Source organism: Flagellimonas myxillae, from assembly GCF_023502235.1.
Taxonomy (GTDB): domain Bacteria; phylum Bacteroidota; class Bacteroidia; order Flavobacteriales; family Flavobacteriaceae; genus Flagellimonas; species Flagellimonas myxillae.
Window position 1 is genome coordinate 1,706,501 of the sequence record NZ_JAMFLY010000001.1, and the last position, 17,804, is coordinate 1,724,304.

15 protein-coding genes are annotated in these 17,804 nt (G+C 39.0%); 3 read left to right on the forward strand and 12 right to left on the reverse strand.

Annotation, left to right across the window (positions count from 1 at the left end):
* Positions 1-29 precede the first annotated feature (29 nt).
* The 3 genes from M3P07_RS07640 to M3P07_RS07650 are packed head-to-tail and all read left to right on the forward strand — an operon-like array spanning position 30 to position 2,387.
* Entirely contained in the window at positions 30-647 is a 618-nt protein-coding gene (locus M3P07_RS07640) for a conjugal transfer protein TraK (protein ID WP_116185407.1), read from the forward strand.
* Entirely contained in the window at positions 637-1,578 is a 942-nt protein-coding gene (traM, locus tag M3P07_RS07645) for a conjugative transposon protein TraM (RefSeq protein ID WP_116185406.1), read from the forward strand. Before M3P07_RS07640 ends, traM begins: the two co-directional genes overlap by 11 nt.
* A gap of 11 nt (positions 1,579-1,589) precedes the next feature.
* Positions 1,590-2,387 carry a DUF4138 domain-containing protein gene (locus M3P07_RS07650; protein ID WP_181899530.1) on the forward strand — a complete coding sequence of 266 codons (798 nt, stop codon included), beginning with the start codon at positions 1,590-1,592 and terminating at the stop codon, positions 2,385-2,387.
* 58 nt (positions 2,388-2,445) lie between these two features.
* Here the strand turns inward: M3P07_RS07650 and M3P07_RS07655 are convergent, their stop codons facing one another.
* From M3P07_RS07655 to M3P07_RS07710, 12 genes are all read right to left on the reverse strand, one after another.
* Positions 2,446-2,658, reverse strand: coding sequence for a GDCCVxC domain-containing (seleno)protein (locus M3P07_RS07655; RefSeq protein WP_116185404.1), 213 nt, complete (start codon positions 2,656-2,658; stop codon positions 2,446-2,448).
* Positions 2,658-3,260, reverse strand: a complete 603-nt coding sequence (merTP, locus tag M3P07_RS07660; protein ID WP_181899528.1) for a mercuric transport protein MerTP — start codon at positions 3,258-3,260, stop codon at positions 2,658-2,660. Before merTP ends, M3P07_RS07655 begins: the two co-directional genes overlap by 1 nt.
* A 1-nt stretch (position 3,261) precedes the next feature.
* Entirely contained in the window at positions 3,262-3,633 is a 372-nt protein-coding gene (locus M3P07_RS07665; RefSeq protein ID WP_116185403.1) for an ArsR/SmtB family transcription factor, read from the reverse strand.
* Positions 3,634-3,777: 144 nt separating this feature from the next.
* Complete coding sequence (locus M3P07_RS07670; protein WP_116185402.1) at positions 3,778-5,730, reverse strand: heavy metal translocating P-type ATPase; 1,953 nt, start codon at positions 5,728-5,730, stop codon at positions 3,778-3,780.
* Positions 5,727-6,083 carry a DUF3703 domain-containing protein gene (locus M3P07_RS07675; protein ID WP_116185483.1) on the reverse strand — a complete coding sequence of 119 codons (357 nt, stop codon included), beginning with the start codon at positions 6,081-6,083 and terminating at the stop codon, positions 5,727-5,729. The genes M3P07_RS07670 and M3P07_RS07675 overlap by 4 nt, the downstream gene beginning before the upstream one ends.
* 56 nt (positions 6,084-6,139) lie before the next feature.
* Positions 6,140-6,553 carry a Fur family transcriptional regulator gene (locus M3P07_RS07680; RefSeq protein WP_116185401.1) on the reverse strand — a complete coding sequence of 138 codons (414 nt, stop codon included), beginning with the start codon at positions 6,551-6,553 and terminating at the stop codon, positions 6,140-6,142.
* 1 nt (position 6,554) lies between these two features.
* Positions 6,555-7,757 carry an efflux RND transporter periplasmic adaptor subunit gene (locus tag M3P07_RS07685; protein WP_116185400.1) on the reverse strand — a complete coding sequence of 401 codons (1,203 nt, stop codon included), beginning with the start codon at positions 7,755-7,757 and terminating at the stop codon, positions 6,555-6,557.
* A 1-nt stretch (position 7,758) separates the two neighbouring features.
* Positions 7,759-12,102, reverse strand: a complete 4,344-nt coding sequence (locus M3P07_RS07690; RefSeq protein WP_116185399.1) for a CusA/CzcA family heavy metal efflux RND transporter — start codon at positions 12,100-12,102, stop codon at positions 7,759-7,761.
* Positions 12,103-12,226: 124 nt separating this feature from the next.
* Positions 12,227-12,538 (reverse strand): DUF6660 family protein, encoded by a 312-nt coding sequence (locus M3P07_RS17830; protein ID WP_319946565.1) that lies wholly within the window; start codon positions 12,536-12,538, stop codon positions 12,227-12,229.
* 41 nt (positions 12,539-12,579) lie between these two features.
* Positions 12,580-14,346: an efflux RND transporter periplasmic adaptor subunit gene (locus M3P07_RS07700; protein ID WP_116185398.1), complete on the reverse strand. Its 1,767-nt coding sequence runs from the start codon at positions 14,344-14,346 to the stop codon at positions 12,580-12,582.
* Positions 14,343-15,059, reverse strand: a complete 717-nt coding sequence (locus M3P07_RS07705) for a PepSY domain-containing protein (protein WP_116185397.1) — start codon at positions 15,057-15,059, stop codon at positions 14,343-14,345. Before M3P07_RS07705 ends, M3P07_RS07700 begins: the two co-directional genes overlap by 4 nt.
* A 2-nt stretch (positions 15,060-15,061) precedes the next feature.
* On the reverse strand, positions 15,062-17,785 hold the full coding sequence (locus tag M3P07_RS07710) for a heavy metal translocating P-type ATPase (protein WP_249969299.1): 2,724 nt from the start codon (positions 17,783-17,785) through the stop codon (positions 15,062-15,064).
* Positions 17,786-17,804: the final 19 nt, after the last annotated feature.

Here is a 17,804-nt window from a genome sequence, read left to right on the forward strand (position 1 = left end):
GGCTCTTTTAATTAAAAAAGTAATGAAAAATGAAAACACCATATAAAAACATATACGAGGTCCTGAAAACGAACCGGTTTATAGTTCTGACCGTTGTTACAATGGCGATGCTGTCCACGATTGCTTCAAGTATCATTTCCTTTAAGATGTACCACAAGTCATTGGATGGTTCTTTTGCCATCGGTAAGAATGGCGAAGTGATACCCCTGCAATGGGTACAGCAAAAAGAGAATTTAAAGGTAGAAACCTTAGAACATTTGCGTCTATTTCATACCTATTTCTACGATATAGATGCTACTAATTTTGAAATGAATATTGAAAAAGCCTTATGGCTTGGAAATAGTACAGTGGATAACGTATACAGACAGAAAAAAGCCGATGGTGTGTATAACAGATTGATGCAATACTCCTTAGTTCAAAAGGTAATCAGTATCGATTCTGAAATAGACCTTAAAGCAGAACCCTATCCCTTTAGAACAACTACAGTTTTTCAAGTCAATAGGGGGTCGATAATCGACACTTATGAATTGGTGACTACGGGTAAAATTTTACATCTGGAAAAACGAAACTTCCCGAAGAACACGCACGGGCTTTTGATTACGGATTACTTTGAGAACACTTTAAAAAAAATAGACTATGAAAATTGATAAGAAGAAAATCACTTTTGCCGTAGTCATTGGAGCGGTGGTAATTTTCATTGTTGCCTATTCCATATTGACTTTTGGCGGTGATAAAGACGAACAAGATGAACTGCTACAACCCTTAGTACCCACATTAGAAACGGTAAAAGATGATTATACATCTAGGCTTGATGCTGTGGACGATTTAAAGGAAATTAGGGAAACCAACGCACCAAGTATCTATGATGAGAAGTATTTGGATTCAACGGGAGTCTATGACCCTGATTTTATAGAAAAGAAGAAAATGCGTCTTGTCGATAGTATCTACTCCAATAGTCAAATTGATTATAGCACCGGTGCATTTAGAAAACGCACCTCCAATGTAGATAATGCCATAAAGGGTATTATAGGTAAAAAAGTAGAAGAGCCTGAAGATGACAAGAGCAAGTCTACAGCAATCTTAGCAAAAGAAATGGCTTTGGAACAACAATTGTTTTTTGCTTCCAACCCTTTACCGAATTCGGCTGCGGAATCAATACCCAGCGTAAATGTAGTTGTCGATTCCAAAGAAGTTATAAAAGCAAATGACCGTTTGGAAATGCGTACCCAAAACGATGTTACCATCAAGGGGTATTTCATTCCAAGAAACACCCTTCTTTTTGGTATTGTCAGCTTTCAGCCGAATCGAGTTTTATTGAAAATAGAGAACATTAGAAACATCCCACTAGCTTTTAAAGCCTATGACTACAGAGATAATTTAGAAGGAATCTATATCAAGAATAGTTTTCGGGAAGAACTGAGACAACAAGTACTTGGAGATGTTATAAACGAAGTTAATGTACCTGGCATTCCACAGGTTAGGGGGGTAAAGAGAATATTTCAACGTTCTAACCGTCAGGTAAAAGTAACGGTAAACAATAATTATGTGCTGACCTTAAAGGTCGAGACAGAACAATAAAAATGAATACTATGAAAAAGTTAATAGTCATGATGAGTCTAGGGCTTATGCTATCAGCTCATGCAAAAAATAAAATTCAGTTAGATACTCTATATGCTAATTCAACAATGACAATGGCGTTGTTTTTCCCTACGGATATTAAACAGGGCATCACAGGATCGGACAATTTTGTTTTTACCTACGATAGAGAAAAAGAACAGAATCTGGGTTTATTAAAAGCGGTAAAAGGAGACCTTAGTAACTTATTGGTAATTACCGCAGATGGCACAGTGTATTCCTATATTTTGAAATATTCGGAACATCTGGAGAACCCCAATCGTTTTATAACAAAGAATGAAAGCATTGGAAACGTCAAGCAAGTTCAAACTGAGCGGACAATTACAAAACAGAGCTTTTCAGTTAAAGATTCGCTGGGACTACTGCGCAGATCTTGTGAATCATTATTAAAACTTCCTGAAGAAAAGAATATCAAGACGAAAATGAGTGATATAAAGTTGAGCCTTAAAAACTTCAAATATCACGGAGATAATGTTTATCTACAGTTTGAGATTGAAAATAAATCCGGTGTACGATTCGATTTTGATTATCTCAATGTTTTTAAGGTAAATAGAAATAAAAAGCGGAATGCATCCTATCAGGAAATTCCCTTAAACCCTATTTATGTTCACAACAAACCCTATCAAATATTACCCAATACAAAAGCGAAGTTGGTTTATGTTGTTCCGAAATTTACTATTGGTGACAGTGAAAAGATGGAGGTAAGGTTACAGGAATTAAACACGACAAGAGCTGTGAATTTAATTTGGTGATAATAAAAAAAGCCCTGATTCCATTATCAGGGCTTTTTTATACGCTCTTATATGTTTCCTAATTATTGCAGCAATCTTTGTTTTGTTGAATAGGTGGGCAAGCCACCGTGCCATACGAACAGAATACACAGCAATCTCCCTCTTTAGGGCGTAATACTTCTTTACAATTTTCACAATCATAAAAGAACTGGCAAGCTGTTGTTGGCATTTCTTCTTCTTTCCTATGTCCACAGTTTGGACACCTAATTGTAGATTCTAAAATAGCTTCCATCACTCTATGATTTTATATCCTGTTTTTCCAATAGCGCCTACTATCTCATTAGCAGTTACTCTACTTTTATCAAACTTCACAAAAGCTTTGGATGTTTCATAATTTGCATCTACCTCCAAAATGCCTTCTAGTTTATTTACCTCGTTTTCAATATGGGCTTCGCAACCTGCACACGTCATTCCCTGTATGGAATAGTTCACTTCACTTACGTTACTTTCAGATACATAAACGACTTGCTTTTCAGCATTTGAGTTGGGGTAAAACATATGCGAGAAATATGGAAATGCCAACATTATACCTGCAAAAATAGTCACCAAAAAAAGAAATTTTTTGGATTGTATAAATTTAGGTTTGTCATCTTCACAGTCGCAATCAATATCCTGTGTACGTGGTTTTAATTTTTGATACCAAGCAAAACCAAGAATCAAAACGGTCAAACCTATCAAAATAGGCCTATAGGGTTCTACCCAAGAAAAAGTAGAGGCAATTCCTGTAGTTCCCGAAATCAAGGCCAACACAGGAGTAATACAACATAGAGATGCTGCGATAGCTGAAAACAATCCGGCATAAGCAGTTCGATTAGAGGTCATTGTTTTTTTCATCCTATGCAATTTTTCTTTCAGATGTTACATTACTTAAAATAGCAGTTAAAAAATCTTCATTTTTCTTCGAAATACGATAAAAGATGGTTTGACCATCTCTACGGGTAGTAATTACATTTACATCCTTCATCTTGCGTAAATGTTGGGAAATAGCAGGAACACTCATTTCTAAAATATCAGCAAAGTCACAAGGGCACAATTCGGTTTCCCTCTTCAACAAAAACAATATTTTAAAACGGACTTCATTACCAGCCAGTGCCATAATTTTACTTATGCCTTCAATGGAAGTTGATACCATATTCAAATCTTCTTTACAACGAAGTATTTGGGTGTGGTCGGCCTCTGCCCTGATACAGCTAGTTTCAAGTTTCATATAACTTATTTTGGTCAAAAATATAGATATGTAATTATTTAAGCAAATACTTAAATAAAAACTTGAGTTAAAATAAGTTTGACTCTGAAGATTTGAAAATAAAGAAAGGAATGCCTACTGATAAAAAACAGCTTGGTTTACAGGCTATGACCAATTCATTCTTTGTAACCGTATAGCATTCAAGATAGCCAATAGGGCTACGCCAACATCAGCAAAAACAGCTTCCCACATTGTGGCCAGACCGCCTGCTCCTAAAATCAAAACGATAACTTTAACGCCAAATGCTAATATGATATTCTGCCAAACAATTTTACGTGTGGAACGACTTATTTTAATGGCTCTAACTACTTTTGAAGGTTGGTCGGTTTGTATGATAACGTCTGCTGTTTCTATTGCGACATCACTACCTAGGCCACCCATCGCAATACCAACGTTACTTGCTGCTAAAACTGGTGCATCATTAATACCATCACCAATAAAGGCTACTTTGTTTTCAGAATTTTGTTTTAAAGTTTCTACCTCGTTTAATTTATCTTCTGGTAGTAAACCACCTTTAGCATTTTCAATATTTAACTCCTTGGCGACTTGTTGGGTAATAGAATCTTTGTCACCAGAAAGCATCATAATATTTTTAATGCCTACTTTGTGTAAATCTATAATTGTTTCTTTTGCATCCTCCTTTAATTCATCTGCTATCACGACATAACCAGCAAATTGATTATCGATTGCCACTAAAACTATCGATTCTACAATAGATTCCGTTTCAGTTGGAACATCAATATTATTGGCAGTCATTAAGGCTTTATTTCCTACTAAAACCGTTTTGCCATTGACAATGCCTTTTAATCCTTTGCCTGCGATTTCAGAAACGTCTTGTGCTTCAAAATCTTCTCCATTTTCTTTATACTCCATTATGGCTTTTGCAATGGGATGTGTGGATTGCTCTTCCATAGCCATTAGGTATTTCATAAACTCGGATTCTTCCCAACCAATAGCTTTTATGTTTTTGATTTTAAAAACACCTTTAGTCACGGTTCCTGTTTTATCCATTACCAATGTATTTATTTTGGTCATTGCATCTAAAAATGAAGCCCCTTTAAACAAAATTCCATTTTTTGAAGCTGCCCCCAATCCACCGAAATAACCCAAAGGAATAGAAATCACCAACGCACAAGGGCAAGAAATAACCAGAAAAATTAAGGCTCTGTACAACCAATCCCTAAGGACATAATCTTCCACAAAAAAGTATGGTAGGAATGTAACGCCAATAGCCAAAAACACAACAATTGGTGTATAGATACGTGCGAACTGCCTGATGAAAAGTTCTGTTTTTGATTTACGCGCTGTTGCATTTTGAACCAAGTCCAATATTCTTGCAATAGAACTATTTTCAAAGGAATTGGTAACTTCTACTTCAATGACACTTTCTAAATTGATACTTCCTGCGTAAACTTTGGATTCTTTCAATATAGAATCGGGTTTACTCTCGCCTGTCAAAGCAGCAGTATTTAATGATGCTTTTTCAGATAATAAAATACCATCCAAAGGAATTTTTTCACCTACTCGGACTTGAATTTTTTCTCCAATCAATACATCTTCTGGTGATACGCTTATGTAATTACCATCACGGAAAACAGTAGCTTCTTTTGGACGAACATCCAACAATGCTTTTATATTTCCCTTTGCTCTGTTGACTGCTGCATTTTGGAATAATTCACCAACAGCATAAAACAACATAACAGCAACACCTTCAGGATATTCCTTAATAACAAATGCCCCAATTGTGGCGATGGACATTAACAGAAATTCAGTAAAGAAATCTCCTCGTACAATACTTTTCCAACCTTCTTTTATTACGGGAAAACCTACAGGTAAATAGGCAATACTGTACCAAATAATGCGAATCCAATCCTTAAAAAAGGCAACATCAAAGTAGTCTAATGCTATTCCAGTAATTAGCATTACAAAGCTTATCAGTGCAGGAATGTATGTTTTAAATGCACTTCCATCTCCGTGGTCGTGATTGTGACCATCATCGCGAGTATGTTCCTCAGAATTTGGTTTTAAGTCTTTTAAGTTTACTTTCTTTTTTTTCATCTAATCAATCCTTTAATATCCTCTGGAATAGGCATACGTTTTAATGGAGGCACGTTTGCGCCACCGGTATTACCAAGCGGTACGTGATTAATAAACGATTTCCAACCTCCGACAACTAGCCTTAGTATTTGCCCAATAACTTCTTTGGTATCTTTTTGTCTAAATCCAAATTTTAGCATTAGCCAATGGGAATAGGTATGTTCTATCGGGTAAGACTGACCTAAAATATGACTCCGTTCCAAATGATTCCAAGCATTATCATATTCCTTTTTTAAAAGGTAATGTCTATAATATTTTAACTCCGAATTATAAGCTTCTTTTAGATGTCTCGGTATTTTTACATTAAACTTCATATCCATCTATTTTGGATAAAAGTAGCTTAATCGTTCGTGCAACGGAAGTGCATTTATTAGGCACTGCATTTATCACAAATACCTTTTATCACCAAGTTTACATTTTCTGAAACAAAACCATCAGGGACTTTTATTTGCGGGATTTTATGTTCAGTTAAACACACGGTTTCCCCACAATTGTTACAATGAAAATGAAGGTGTAAATCCCGTTCCATTTCACAATTACAACCTTCTTCACACATCGCATATTTAGTAATGCCCGTGCCATCATCGATTTGATGTACAATAGCTTTTTCCTCAAATGTTTTAAGAGTTCTATAAAGGGTGGTTCTATCTGCTTTCGCGAAAGCATTTTCTATATCACTCAAAGTAACTGCCATCTTTTTTTCCGCAAGGAATTTGGATATCAACAGACGCATGGCGGTAATTCGAATTCCCTTTGATTCTAATAATTCTTCTATAGTTTTCATATTAATGTTCGTCTTCTTCAGATTCGCCTTTTTTCATTTCTGCCATTAAATAGTAGGCATTGTTAAAGGCGTATTCTGCATTTAATTTTTGTTCTGTTAGGAAGTCAATGGCAATCCATTCACCATCTTGGGTACTCTTTATAATTTCATAGGGTATAAAAGTCCAATTTTCCTTCTCCTTTTCAGCAGAGAAAACATAGAACCTGTCGCCGTCAGAAGCTATAGCACTTTCGGGCATTGCCAATATTTTGGAATTGTCAGTTTGGATGCGCCCTTCGATATACATTCCGGGGATCAGGTTACCCTCCTTATTTTCAATTTCAGCGTGTATATGTATTGCTTTTGGATTCTGTTCAAAAGTCTTTCCCACGGAATAGATTTCTGCGATAAGTTCCTTGCCAGGAATGGATTGGACATTGAAAATCACTTTTTGCCCTTCCTTTACCTTGTATACATCTTTTTCAAAGACCATTAAATCAGCGTGTACGTGGTGTGTATCTACAATATCCATTAGGTCTGTCTGTGGTTGTACATACTGTCCTGTTTTAATCTCTACCTTTTGTACAAATCCTTCAATCGGACTTCTGAGTGCTACGCGTTGATAAATCGTTCCATTTCTAACTCCAGCAGCATTAATGCTCAATTGTTTTAGTTGTGCTTGAAGACCATTTGCCATACTTCTGGATGCCTGATATTCCGCTTCTGCTTTTTGAAAATTAGCACCGCTACCAACGCCAGCATCGTATAATGTTTTTTGTCGTTCATATTCCTTTTTAAGAAACTGGCTGTTGCTATATGCATTAAGGTATTCTGTCTGTTTCTCAATGATATTAGGATGTGAGAGATAAGCAACCGTTTGTCCCTTCTTAACCTTATCGCCTTCGATAACCTCAATAGATACCACATTGGCACCTACTACGGTCGTGATGGTCGCTTCGTTTTGTGGTGGAACTTCCAGCTGACCGTTAGCTTTCACGTACCCACTCATATTTCGCATTTGCAAAGTGTCTATTTGCATTTGTAATGCATCAAACTGCTTTTCGGTCAATAGTACTTCCTCAGCTTCACCTTCGGAATGTTCTTCTTTCATTTCGGAGTCTACCGCTTTCACCTCTGAAGCACCATTCTTAGAATCGCCACAAGAAGACAACCCTAATAGTACTATTAACAGTGCGATAGCTTTATATTCAGATAGATTTTTCATTTTATTGCTTAAAATATTGTAGTTCAAAAACTGATTTTAGATAATTGTCAAGCGTTTCCAACGCATCCATTTCGGTCTGTATGGCATCCCGTATAATTTGAGTAAAAGCAGCATAATCAACTGCCCCTTCTTTATAGGCTAACAATGCTCCCCGTCGCTGTTCTTCTGCAAGTGGCAAGGCTTTGTATTTATAAAATTGCCAAGATGCTTCCCATTTTTGATACGCTTGTACAGCTTGTTGATATGTTGATAGTAATTGACGTTTTACATAGTCTGCATTAATCTCGGCAATTTCACTGTCTATTTTAGCAGATTTGGCTTGACTGCGTTTTGTGCCAGAGAGTAGCGGAACGGATATTCCTGCCTGATAGGTGTAGAACCCTTCACTTCCGTTTACTTGCTGTAATCCCCCTTGAAGGCTAAAGTTGGGCAGCAAATTAGAACGAGCGGCTTTGTAGCTAGCTTTTGCTTCCTCGATTCGCTTTTGTGAAAGTTCCAGTTCAGGGTGAACGTTTATAGTTTCAGGAATTCCCAATATGGTAATTTCACTTTCATCCAACGTGTCGGGAACCGCGTAATACGTATCTGAGACCAACCACAAATTAAGCTTTTGTAAAGCAATAGCATAGTCGCTCTCGGCTTGTTGCAGTTTATTATTGATTTGCAACGCCTGATTGGTTGCAGATGAATATTCCAATCGTGAAATAGCCTCTACTTTGAAATTGAGTTCGATTGCTTTTTCAAACTGTGAATAGATAGAATCCAGTTCACGGTAGAGCATAAATTTTTGTCGTTGCTGATAGGCTTGCGACCACGCCTTTTTCAATTCTTGTTCCACTTGCAGTCCAGAAAGGTCAAGAGCAGTTTCTGCCAGAGCAATGCGCTGTTGCTGCAAACGTTTCCTTGCACCAATACTGAAAAGATTGATGTTCTGCTGACCTACACCCACCAAAGTGTAGATGCCTTGACCATCGTTTATTTCTTCACCGCCCGTGAATACTTGGGTATTCCCTAAGTCATACGCCGTCCCTTTGAGAACGTTCTGTTTTTGGATTTCCAATTGTTTTGTTTTCAATAATGGATAATTTTTCTTCGAAATCTCCACTGCCTGTTCTAACGATACAATTGGTAATACATCACTATTTTGAACTTGTTGCGCTTTTGCGAAAGTTGAGGTCAGCAGCAAACAAACTGCCGCTGTTGCCGTCACGATTTTAGGATTGAACTTCAAGTTACGTTCCGAACGCTTTTCTACCCATTGATAAAAGATGGGAAGGATAAAAAGGGTCAATAATGTAGAAGTCAATAATCCACCTATAACAACGGTTGCCAATGGTCGCTGTACTTCCGCTCCTGCGGATGCAGAAATTGCCATTGGCAGAAAACCAAGAATATCGGTAAATGCGGTAAGCATAATGGGACGTACCCTGCGTTTAGTTCCCTCTAAAATGCGGTCTTTGAGATTAGTAACACCTTCCTCCTTTAACTCATTAAGTCCACTAATCATTACCAAGCCATTCAATACCGCAACACCAAATAATACAATAAAGCCGACCCCTGCGGAAATACTAAAGGGCATACCCCTAAGCCATAAGGCAAACACCCCGCCTATGGTCGCCATAGGTATAGCCAAATAAATCATCAAGGTTTGCGGAAAAGATTTTAGGGCAAAATAAATCAGGATGAATATGAGCAATAATGCAATAGGAACAACAGTCTGCAATCGGTTACTTGCCCTTTCTAGGTTTTCGAATGCACCACCATAACGAATAAAGTAGCCTGGCGGTAAATCAAGGTTTGCATCAAGTTTACCCTTAATCTCATTAACCAATGATTCTACATCACGTCCACGTACATTAACACCTACATAAGTTCTACGATTGGTATTGTCTCGGCTTATTTGCATCGGTCCTGGTGTGTATTCGATACTCGCCAATTCTTGAAGTGGAATCTGCGAACCGTTTGACAAATTGATATATAGGTTTTTGATGTCATTGATGTCCGTGCGATTCTGCTCATCCAGTCTAACAACCAAGTCGAAACGCTTTTCACCCTCAAAGATGACACCCGCATAACCACCTGCAAAAGCAGATTGAACTATCCTATTGAGCTGGTCAATGCTCACACCGTATTGTGCCAGTTTACTGCGATTATACCTAATGGTCATCTGTGGTAGACCTGAAGTGGCTTCCGCCCTCATATCTCCTACACCCTCAGTTCCCGCGATGATTTTGGTAATCTCATCCGCTTTGGCAGCTAGTACATTGATATCCTCACCATAGATTTTAATGGCAACATCTTCACGAATACCTTCCAACAATTCATTGAACCTCATTTCGATAGGTTGCGAGAACTCATAGTTGACACCTGGTATTATGCTCACAGCATCTTTTATTTTGTCGATAAGTTCATCCTTGGATGTTGCGGACACCCATTCGTCCTGTGGTTTCAGAATAACAAACACATCGGCAAAGTCCATTGGCATTGGGTCGGTAGGTACTTCGGCAACACCGATACGACTCACAATTTTTTCCACTTCAGGAAATTCTGCCTTTATAATACGCTCTACTTTGGTTGTGGTTTCAATAGTTTCACTGAGCGAGCTACCAGGTTTAAGAATCGTATGGAAGGCTATATCGCCTTCGTCCAATTGTGGGATAAACTCACCGCCCATTTTAGAAAATGCAAATACGGCTATTCCAAATGTGACAACAGCACTTCCCACGACCCACTTTCCATTTGCCAAGGCTTGTATTAAAAGTGGTTCATACTTTCTTTGTACCCAATGCACAAAACGGTCGCCCCAAGATTTTTTTTCCTTTTCGGGTGGTTTTAAAAATAAGGCTGACATCATAGGTACATAGGTGAGACACAGAATCATTGCCCCTATCATAGCAAATATGAATGTTAGTGCCATTGGCTTGAACATCTTTCCTTCTACACCTTCCAATGCTAAGATGGGCAGGAAGACAATTAGAATTATCAATTGCCCGAAAAAAGCAGCGTTCATCATTTTTTTGGATGCATTGGCAGCGATTGCGTCCCGGTCTTCACTTTTTAAAGTTTTCTTTTTGAGGATATAGCCGCCCATAACAAATACGCTAGCTTCCACAATGATGACCGCCCCGTCTACGATGATTCCGAAGTCGATTGCACCCAAACTCATCAGGTTTGCCCATACATCAAAAACATTCATCAATATAAATGCGAACAATAAGGATAGGGGAATAGTCGAAGCCACAATTAACCCACCGCGCCAGTTACCTAGAAGGAAAACCAGAACAAAAATTACGATGAGTGCCCCCTCAAGTAGATTGTTGCGCACTGTTCCCGTGGTTTCACTAATAAGCTTACTTCTATCCAATAAAGGCTGAATGACAACCCCTTCTGGAAGCGATTTCTGGATTTCTACCATTCTATCCTTAACAAGACCAATAACCTCGTTTGAGTTTGCTCCTTTAAGCATCATTACCAATCCTCCAACGACTTCGCCTTCGCCATCCTGTGTCAATGCTCCATAGCGAACGGCTGAACCATAACGTACATCGGCAACATCACTTACAGTAATTGGCAGCCCATTCTCGTTCTTGATAATGATTTGTTCAATATCCTCAAGACTGCGTACCAAACCTTCGCCACGGATAAAGTTGGCTTGGTGGTTTTTTTCGATATAAGCACCCCCCGTATTTTTATTGTTGGCCTCCAAAGCCTCAAAAACATCTGTAATTGTAAGACCAATAGCCTTCAGCTCATTAGGGTCAACAGCTACCTCATATTGCTTTATTTTTCCGCCAATGGCATTGATTTCAACAACGCCTGGAACCATTGCCATTTGGCGTTGTACAATCCAGTCTTGAATCGTACGCAAATCGGACAAGGAATAAGTGTCTTTGAACTCTGGTTGTACTTTTAAGGTGTATTGATACACCTCACCGAGACCTGTTGAAATAGGTCCCATAGATGGGCTACCTAGTCCTTCGGGAATCTGCTCACGCACTTCAGTCAGTTTCTCGGAAACGAGCTGACGAGGTAAGTAAGTTCCCATATCATCCTCAAATACAACCGTAACCACGGAAAGTCCAAATCGTGAAATCGAACGGATTTCTTTTACTTTAGGTAGGTTGCTCATGGCAATTTCTACAGGATAGGTTATGAATTGCTCAATATCCTCCGTACCCAGATTGGGTGATTGTGTGATGACCTGTACTTGATTATTGGTAATATCTGGCACGGCATCAATGGGAACTTGGGTCATACTGTAGATCCCTGCACCAATGAGTGCCAACGTTAGCAGCCCAATTATAAATTTATTATTGATTGAAAAATCAATGATTTTGTTAATCATAGATAAGGGTATTAATTCAGTTAAAATTTGCGTCAAGTGCATTGGCTAAAAGGCAATGCACGACATTGAAGTATCAAATATTGGATACATCGAAACAGGATATAGCTATCCTATGAAAACTGAATTATGCCCGAGGTGGCTGTAAAAGGGAAAGTGAAATATCCTTGCCCAAACTGTCGACGTGGGCAAAATTTTCTAGCGAAATGGTGGGCTGGATCGGTTCAAAAATAGCCAACTGGAAATCGATGGTATGCGAATGACAGCAGTGGCATTGGCAGAAAGGGGAACACAGTTCACAGTCTTGGCCGTGTTCGCCATCAAAATCCATTACAGAAACGACCTCTGTGCCTTCATCAACACAGCTGGCATCGCTACAAGGCACAAAATTGAGTGCCAAAAAGTAGATGGATAATATGGTTGCCAAAAATTTCACCACACAAAGATAAAAAGATTTTCGTGCAACTGGGTTGCAAATAACTATCGCAATGAATCAATGACACTCCCGCAAGTCAACATAGCATCCCCGTAATAGGGATTGCGAATCTCTTTTTCAGCACTTAACCAAACCGCGCCATTATTACTGTTTGCCATAGGACATTGCTGCACATAAAGTGTATTACCCAAATCCTTTAGCTCACCTGCAATAGCGACCATATTCGCATTAAGAATTACGAAATGGGAACGTTGGTCTTCTAATTTTCCCGCTGTAGTGATAGCTTCCAACATTTCAATACTCTTGTCCAAATGTCCTCTTTCCATTGTACCCAAGTCAGAAAAATTTGGCCTTTGCCATATTTCCAAAGTAGCTTTTGCATGTATTGCTGCCTGCTTTGAATTACTGGCCACCAATGCATCTTTTAATTTTAAATAGGCTGGAAATCCTTTTTCAAACTCCTTTTGAAAGGTGTCCGGCAATGTCATTTTCATCTGGTCTTCCGAACTATTGGAATCTTCCTGAGGTTGCATTCCCAGATGGCCTTCATGACCCGTCATCGTCTTGCCGCCAGCTTTGTTCATCATACTTTTTTTACCCTGTAATTGTGCAGCCGCATCAACTGAAAAAGTTCCATTGGCCACAATTTCTTCGCCTGAATTAAGGCCAGAAATAACTTCCAATTGTTCTCCATTTCTTACCCCTAACATTACCTCCCTCATTTCAAAGACTGGCTCATCTGGTTTGACTTTTATATAGACCAAAGAACGTTCTCCTGTCCACATCACAGCTGAGGAAGGTACCCACAGTTTCGATTCATAACTAAAATTTTTATCATTCTGAATCTTCCCAGTTACGAACATCCCAGGCTTGAATTGTTCATTTTGATTTGCAAGTGTTGCACGCACTGTTACGGTTCTAGTAGCATTGTTAAGTACAGGGTCCACAAATGAAATTTTACCATTAAACGTTTTATTTGGATAGGCATTGGTGGTTATGCTTATTCTTTGCCCTTTTTTTAGTTGTGACAACTGAGTTTCATAGGCATCAAACTCGGCCCAAACCGTGTTTAAATTACTCACCTTTACAATAGGCTGCCCTTTCTTTACATAATCACCTTCCGCGCTCATGACCTCCGAAACCGTACCGGAAACCGTTGCATAAACAGGAAAGTATTCCGTCACCTTAGTGGAGCTTTCTATGGCGTTGATTTGATTTTCCGATAATTTCCAGAGCTTCAATTTGTTACGGACAGCTTGGTACAATTGCGGTTGCGACTGCTTTAAAGATACCGTGGTCAATAGTTCTTGCTGTGCCGCTACCAGTTCAGGAGAATAGATAGTTCCCAGTAATTGTCCTTTTCGAACTTCTTGCCCTTCATAATTAACGTTCAATCGCTCAATCCTTCCGTCAAAATAACTGGCCTGTACGGCAACAGCTTCTTCGTTTACTGCAATTTTACCCGATAGGGAAATGGAATTGTCGTCACCTGCGGATTTAGTGCCGACCACAATGGTCTGTACATTCGCCAAGGCAAGCGCATTATCCGTCATTGAGAATTGTTCAGGCGAAAGACCTCCAGTACCGACTTCAGCAGGAATCAGGTCCATTCCACAAATAGGACAGTCACCCGGTTCAGGCTGCATGATCTGGGGATGCATGGAGCATGTCCACATTTGGTCTTCTGATGCTGTTGTATGGTCATGCACCGTAGCTTCCATAGTATCGGCATCGGATGTCCCAAAAAGAACATACCCTACTCCCAATCCAATAATAGCCGCGACTACAATTAAAATTATGCGTTGTTTCATTTCTTTATTTTTAATCGTTTTTTTAATGTAATAATTGAAGGCGAACTGATATACCAGAGGAGAAATCCACTTAATACCGTAATCAGACCTAAAAGTGAAAATGCTCTCAAAACTGTTGTATTGAAGTTATCCCTACCTTCATAATCCATAGTGTGGGTCATCCATAGAAAATCGAAAATTCGCCAATCCCTATGGCGAACCGTTTGAAATTTTCCATCACTAACGGAAACATAGGCCTTTAAGGCTTCATCTGTTTTGTATGAAATGACATAAGCAGGTAATAACTTTTCGCGATATTCGTGGTGCTTTCCAGTTTCAGTAATCTGCTCAATAGATTCCACGATCAAATCATTTCTCATACGGTTTTTGGCTATAGATAGTGCTTCATCCTTCGTAATACTGTTCTTTGGTTTTCCATTAATGGCACTGTACAATTGTTTGTTATTTATCCAGTAATAGGGTCTATTGCCAATATCCCTCAATTCAATGGTTTTAACTCCATTTGCAACATCAAGTTGGGATGGGCTTATTAAATCTCTATAAGGTTTAGTTTGATGCTCCAAATTTTTAAAATGGTCACCGTGTATTTCATCGATGTCTGTCCAACTAAAGTATAAACCACTAATGGTCCAAAACAGGAACTGAATGCCTAAAAAGAGACCCAAATACCTGTGCGTTTTTCTGATTTTTAAAGCTGTATTCCTGCTTACCATAATTATATCGTTTTGCTTCTTAAACGTAGTGCGTTTGCTATTACCGAAACAGAGCTAAAACTCATTGCTAAAGCTGCTATCATTGGTGAGAGTAATATTCCAAAAATTGGGAATAAGACCCCTGCGGCGATAGGTATACCTAAGGTGTTATATATCAATGCAAAAAATAGGTTTTGCTTAATGTTTTTCATTACAGAATCGCTTAGATTCCTTGCTTTTACAATTCCGTTTAAATCACCTTTTACCAAGGTTATCATTGCACTTTCTATGGCTACGTCCGTTCCCGTCCCCATTGCTATTCCAACATCGCTTTTTGCCAAAGCCGGTGCATCATTTATGCCATCACCTGCCATTGCCACTACTTTCCCATTTTCTTGTAGCTTTTCTACTTGTTTGAGCTTGTCTTCTGGTAGCATGCTGGCCTTAAAATCTGCCAGAGCCAATTCAGATGCCACCGCCTGAGCGGTATCATGATTATCGCCTGTTAGCATTATGACATTAATATTTTTGTCTTGTAATGCTTTGATAGCTTTGGCACTTGTTTTCTTGATTTTATCGCCTATAACAACATATCCTACGACTTTTCCCTTGATGGCCAGGTACGAAACCGTTTTACCTTGCTTTTGATAGGATTGAGCTTCGTTTTCCATTACCTTGGATAGTGCCGCATTAGCCTGTTCCATCATTTTAGAATTCCCCAGATATACTTTCTTTTGATTTACATCGCCTTCAACACCCTTGCCTGTAATTGCGCTAAACCCATCAGCTTTTAAAAATTCCGTTTGTTGTTCCTTCCCGTATTTAACTGTAGCTTCAGCCAATGGATGTTCACTCTGATTGTTCAAGGAAACGATATATCGTAGCACTTCATTTTCGCTAAAACCGTTATTAAAAGAACCTACTTTTTCTACAGTAGGTTTTCCTTCTGTGATTGTTCCTGTCTTGTCAACAATGAGTGTGTCTACCTTATCCATTTTTTCGAGAGCTTCCGCATTTTTGATAAGCACACCATTCTGCGCACCTTTTCCAACGCCTACCATAACAGACATTGGTGTAGCTAATCCCAAAGCACAAGGGCAAGCGATTATCAATACGGCAATGGCATTGACCAAAGCATAGACGTAAGCTGGTTCTGGTCCCCATATTGCCCAAACCGCACAGGTTATCAAGGCAATGATTACCACAACAGGAACGAAGTACCCCGAAACCTTATCCGCCAAATTCTGGATTGGTGCGCGACTACGACTAGCATCATTTACCATATGGATGATTTGGGACAATAACGTGTCCGAACCCACTTTTTTAGCTTTCATTAAAAACGACTGATTGCCATTGATGGTTCCACTACTCACCTTATCATCTATAGATTTGTTTACTGGAATAGGTTCACCCGTAATCATCGATTCGTCAATACTCGTATTGCCTTCTGTGATGATACCATCTACAGGAATTTTATCGCCTGGTTTTACCATTAGAATATCATTGAGTGCTATCTCGTCAATACTGACTTCAACTTCTTCACCATCTACAATTTTTATGGCTTTATTGGGTGCTAATTTCAACAGTTCTTTTACTGCCGAATTGGTTTTACTATGCGCACGAGCCTCTAATAATTGACCTAAAAGCACTAAGGTTAGAATTACCGTTGCTGCTTCAAAGTAAACGTGAACAGTACCTGCTTCGGTCTTAAACTGGTCTGGGAAAAAATCGGGTGCGAGCATACCTATTACGCTGAATAACCATGCGACACCAGCACCAATGCCTATGAGCGTAAACATATTGAGGTTCCAGGTTTTTATACTGCGGTAGGCACGTTCAAAAAACATCCAAGTAGCATAAAACACTACTGGAATGGAAAGCACGAACTGAATCCAGTTCCAATAATTCTGTTCCAGAATATCGTATAAGGGATTGTTGGTCAGCATTTCAGACATTGCAATTATGAAAATGGGCAATGTAAATACGACTGCAATCCAGAATTTTTTGAGTAGTGTTTTATAGGTCTTTTCCTCTGCGGACAGGTCGGGTTCCATCGGTACTAAATCCATCCCACAAATTGGACAGCTTCCCGCTTCGTCCTTAATAATTTCAGGATGCATTGGGCAAGTGTATTGCGTATTGGTAGTAGCTGAAAGATTTACTTCCTCAACCAAATCCATTCCGCAGACTGGACAATCACCCGCCTGATTGTAGGTTGTGTCGCCTTCACAATGCATCGGGCAATAGAAAGTTCCCGTCCCTTTGCCTTTAGGTTTCTGTTTCTTTTCTTCAGTTTTTTCGGGGCGCTGACCTGATTTGTAAATACTGTAAGTACCGCCATCTTTTTCTAGTATGCCCTGAAATTTTTCTATTGGTATATCTGATTTCATGTCAATGATAGCCTCAGCTTTTTCCAAGCTCACAGAAACTTTTACAACACCATCCACTTTTGAAAGTGTTTTTTCAACGTGCGACTTACAGCCGTTACAGGTCATTCCATTTATAGGATAGGTGCGTGTTTTTATGCCATCTGGTTTGACGGGATGTATATGATATTTACTTTTCTTTTGCTGTACGGCTTCTTCAAATTTGTCTATCGGGATATGATTTTGCATTTCTATCGTCGCAGTTGATGCTTCCAAATCAATAGCAACGTTGATGACATCCGGAACTTCGTTCAAAGCCGACTTCACACTTCTCAGACAACCTTTACAGGTCATTCCTTCTATTTGATATGTATGTTTCATCTTTAAAACTATTTAGTGT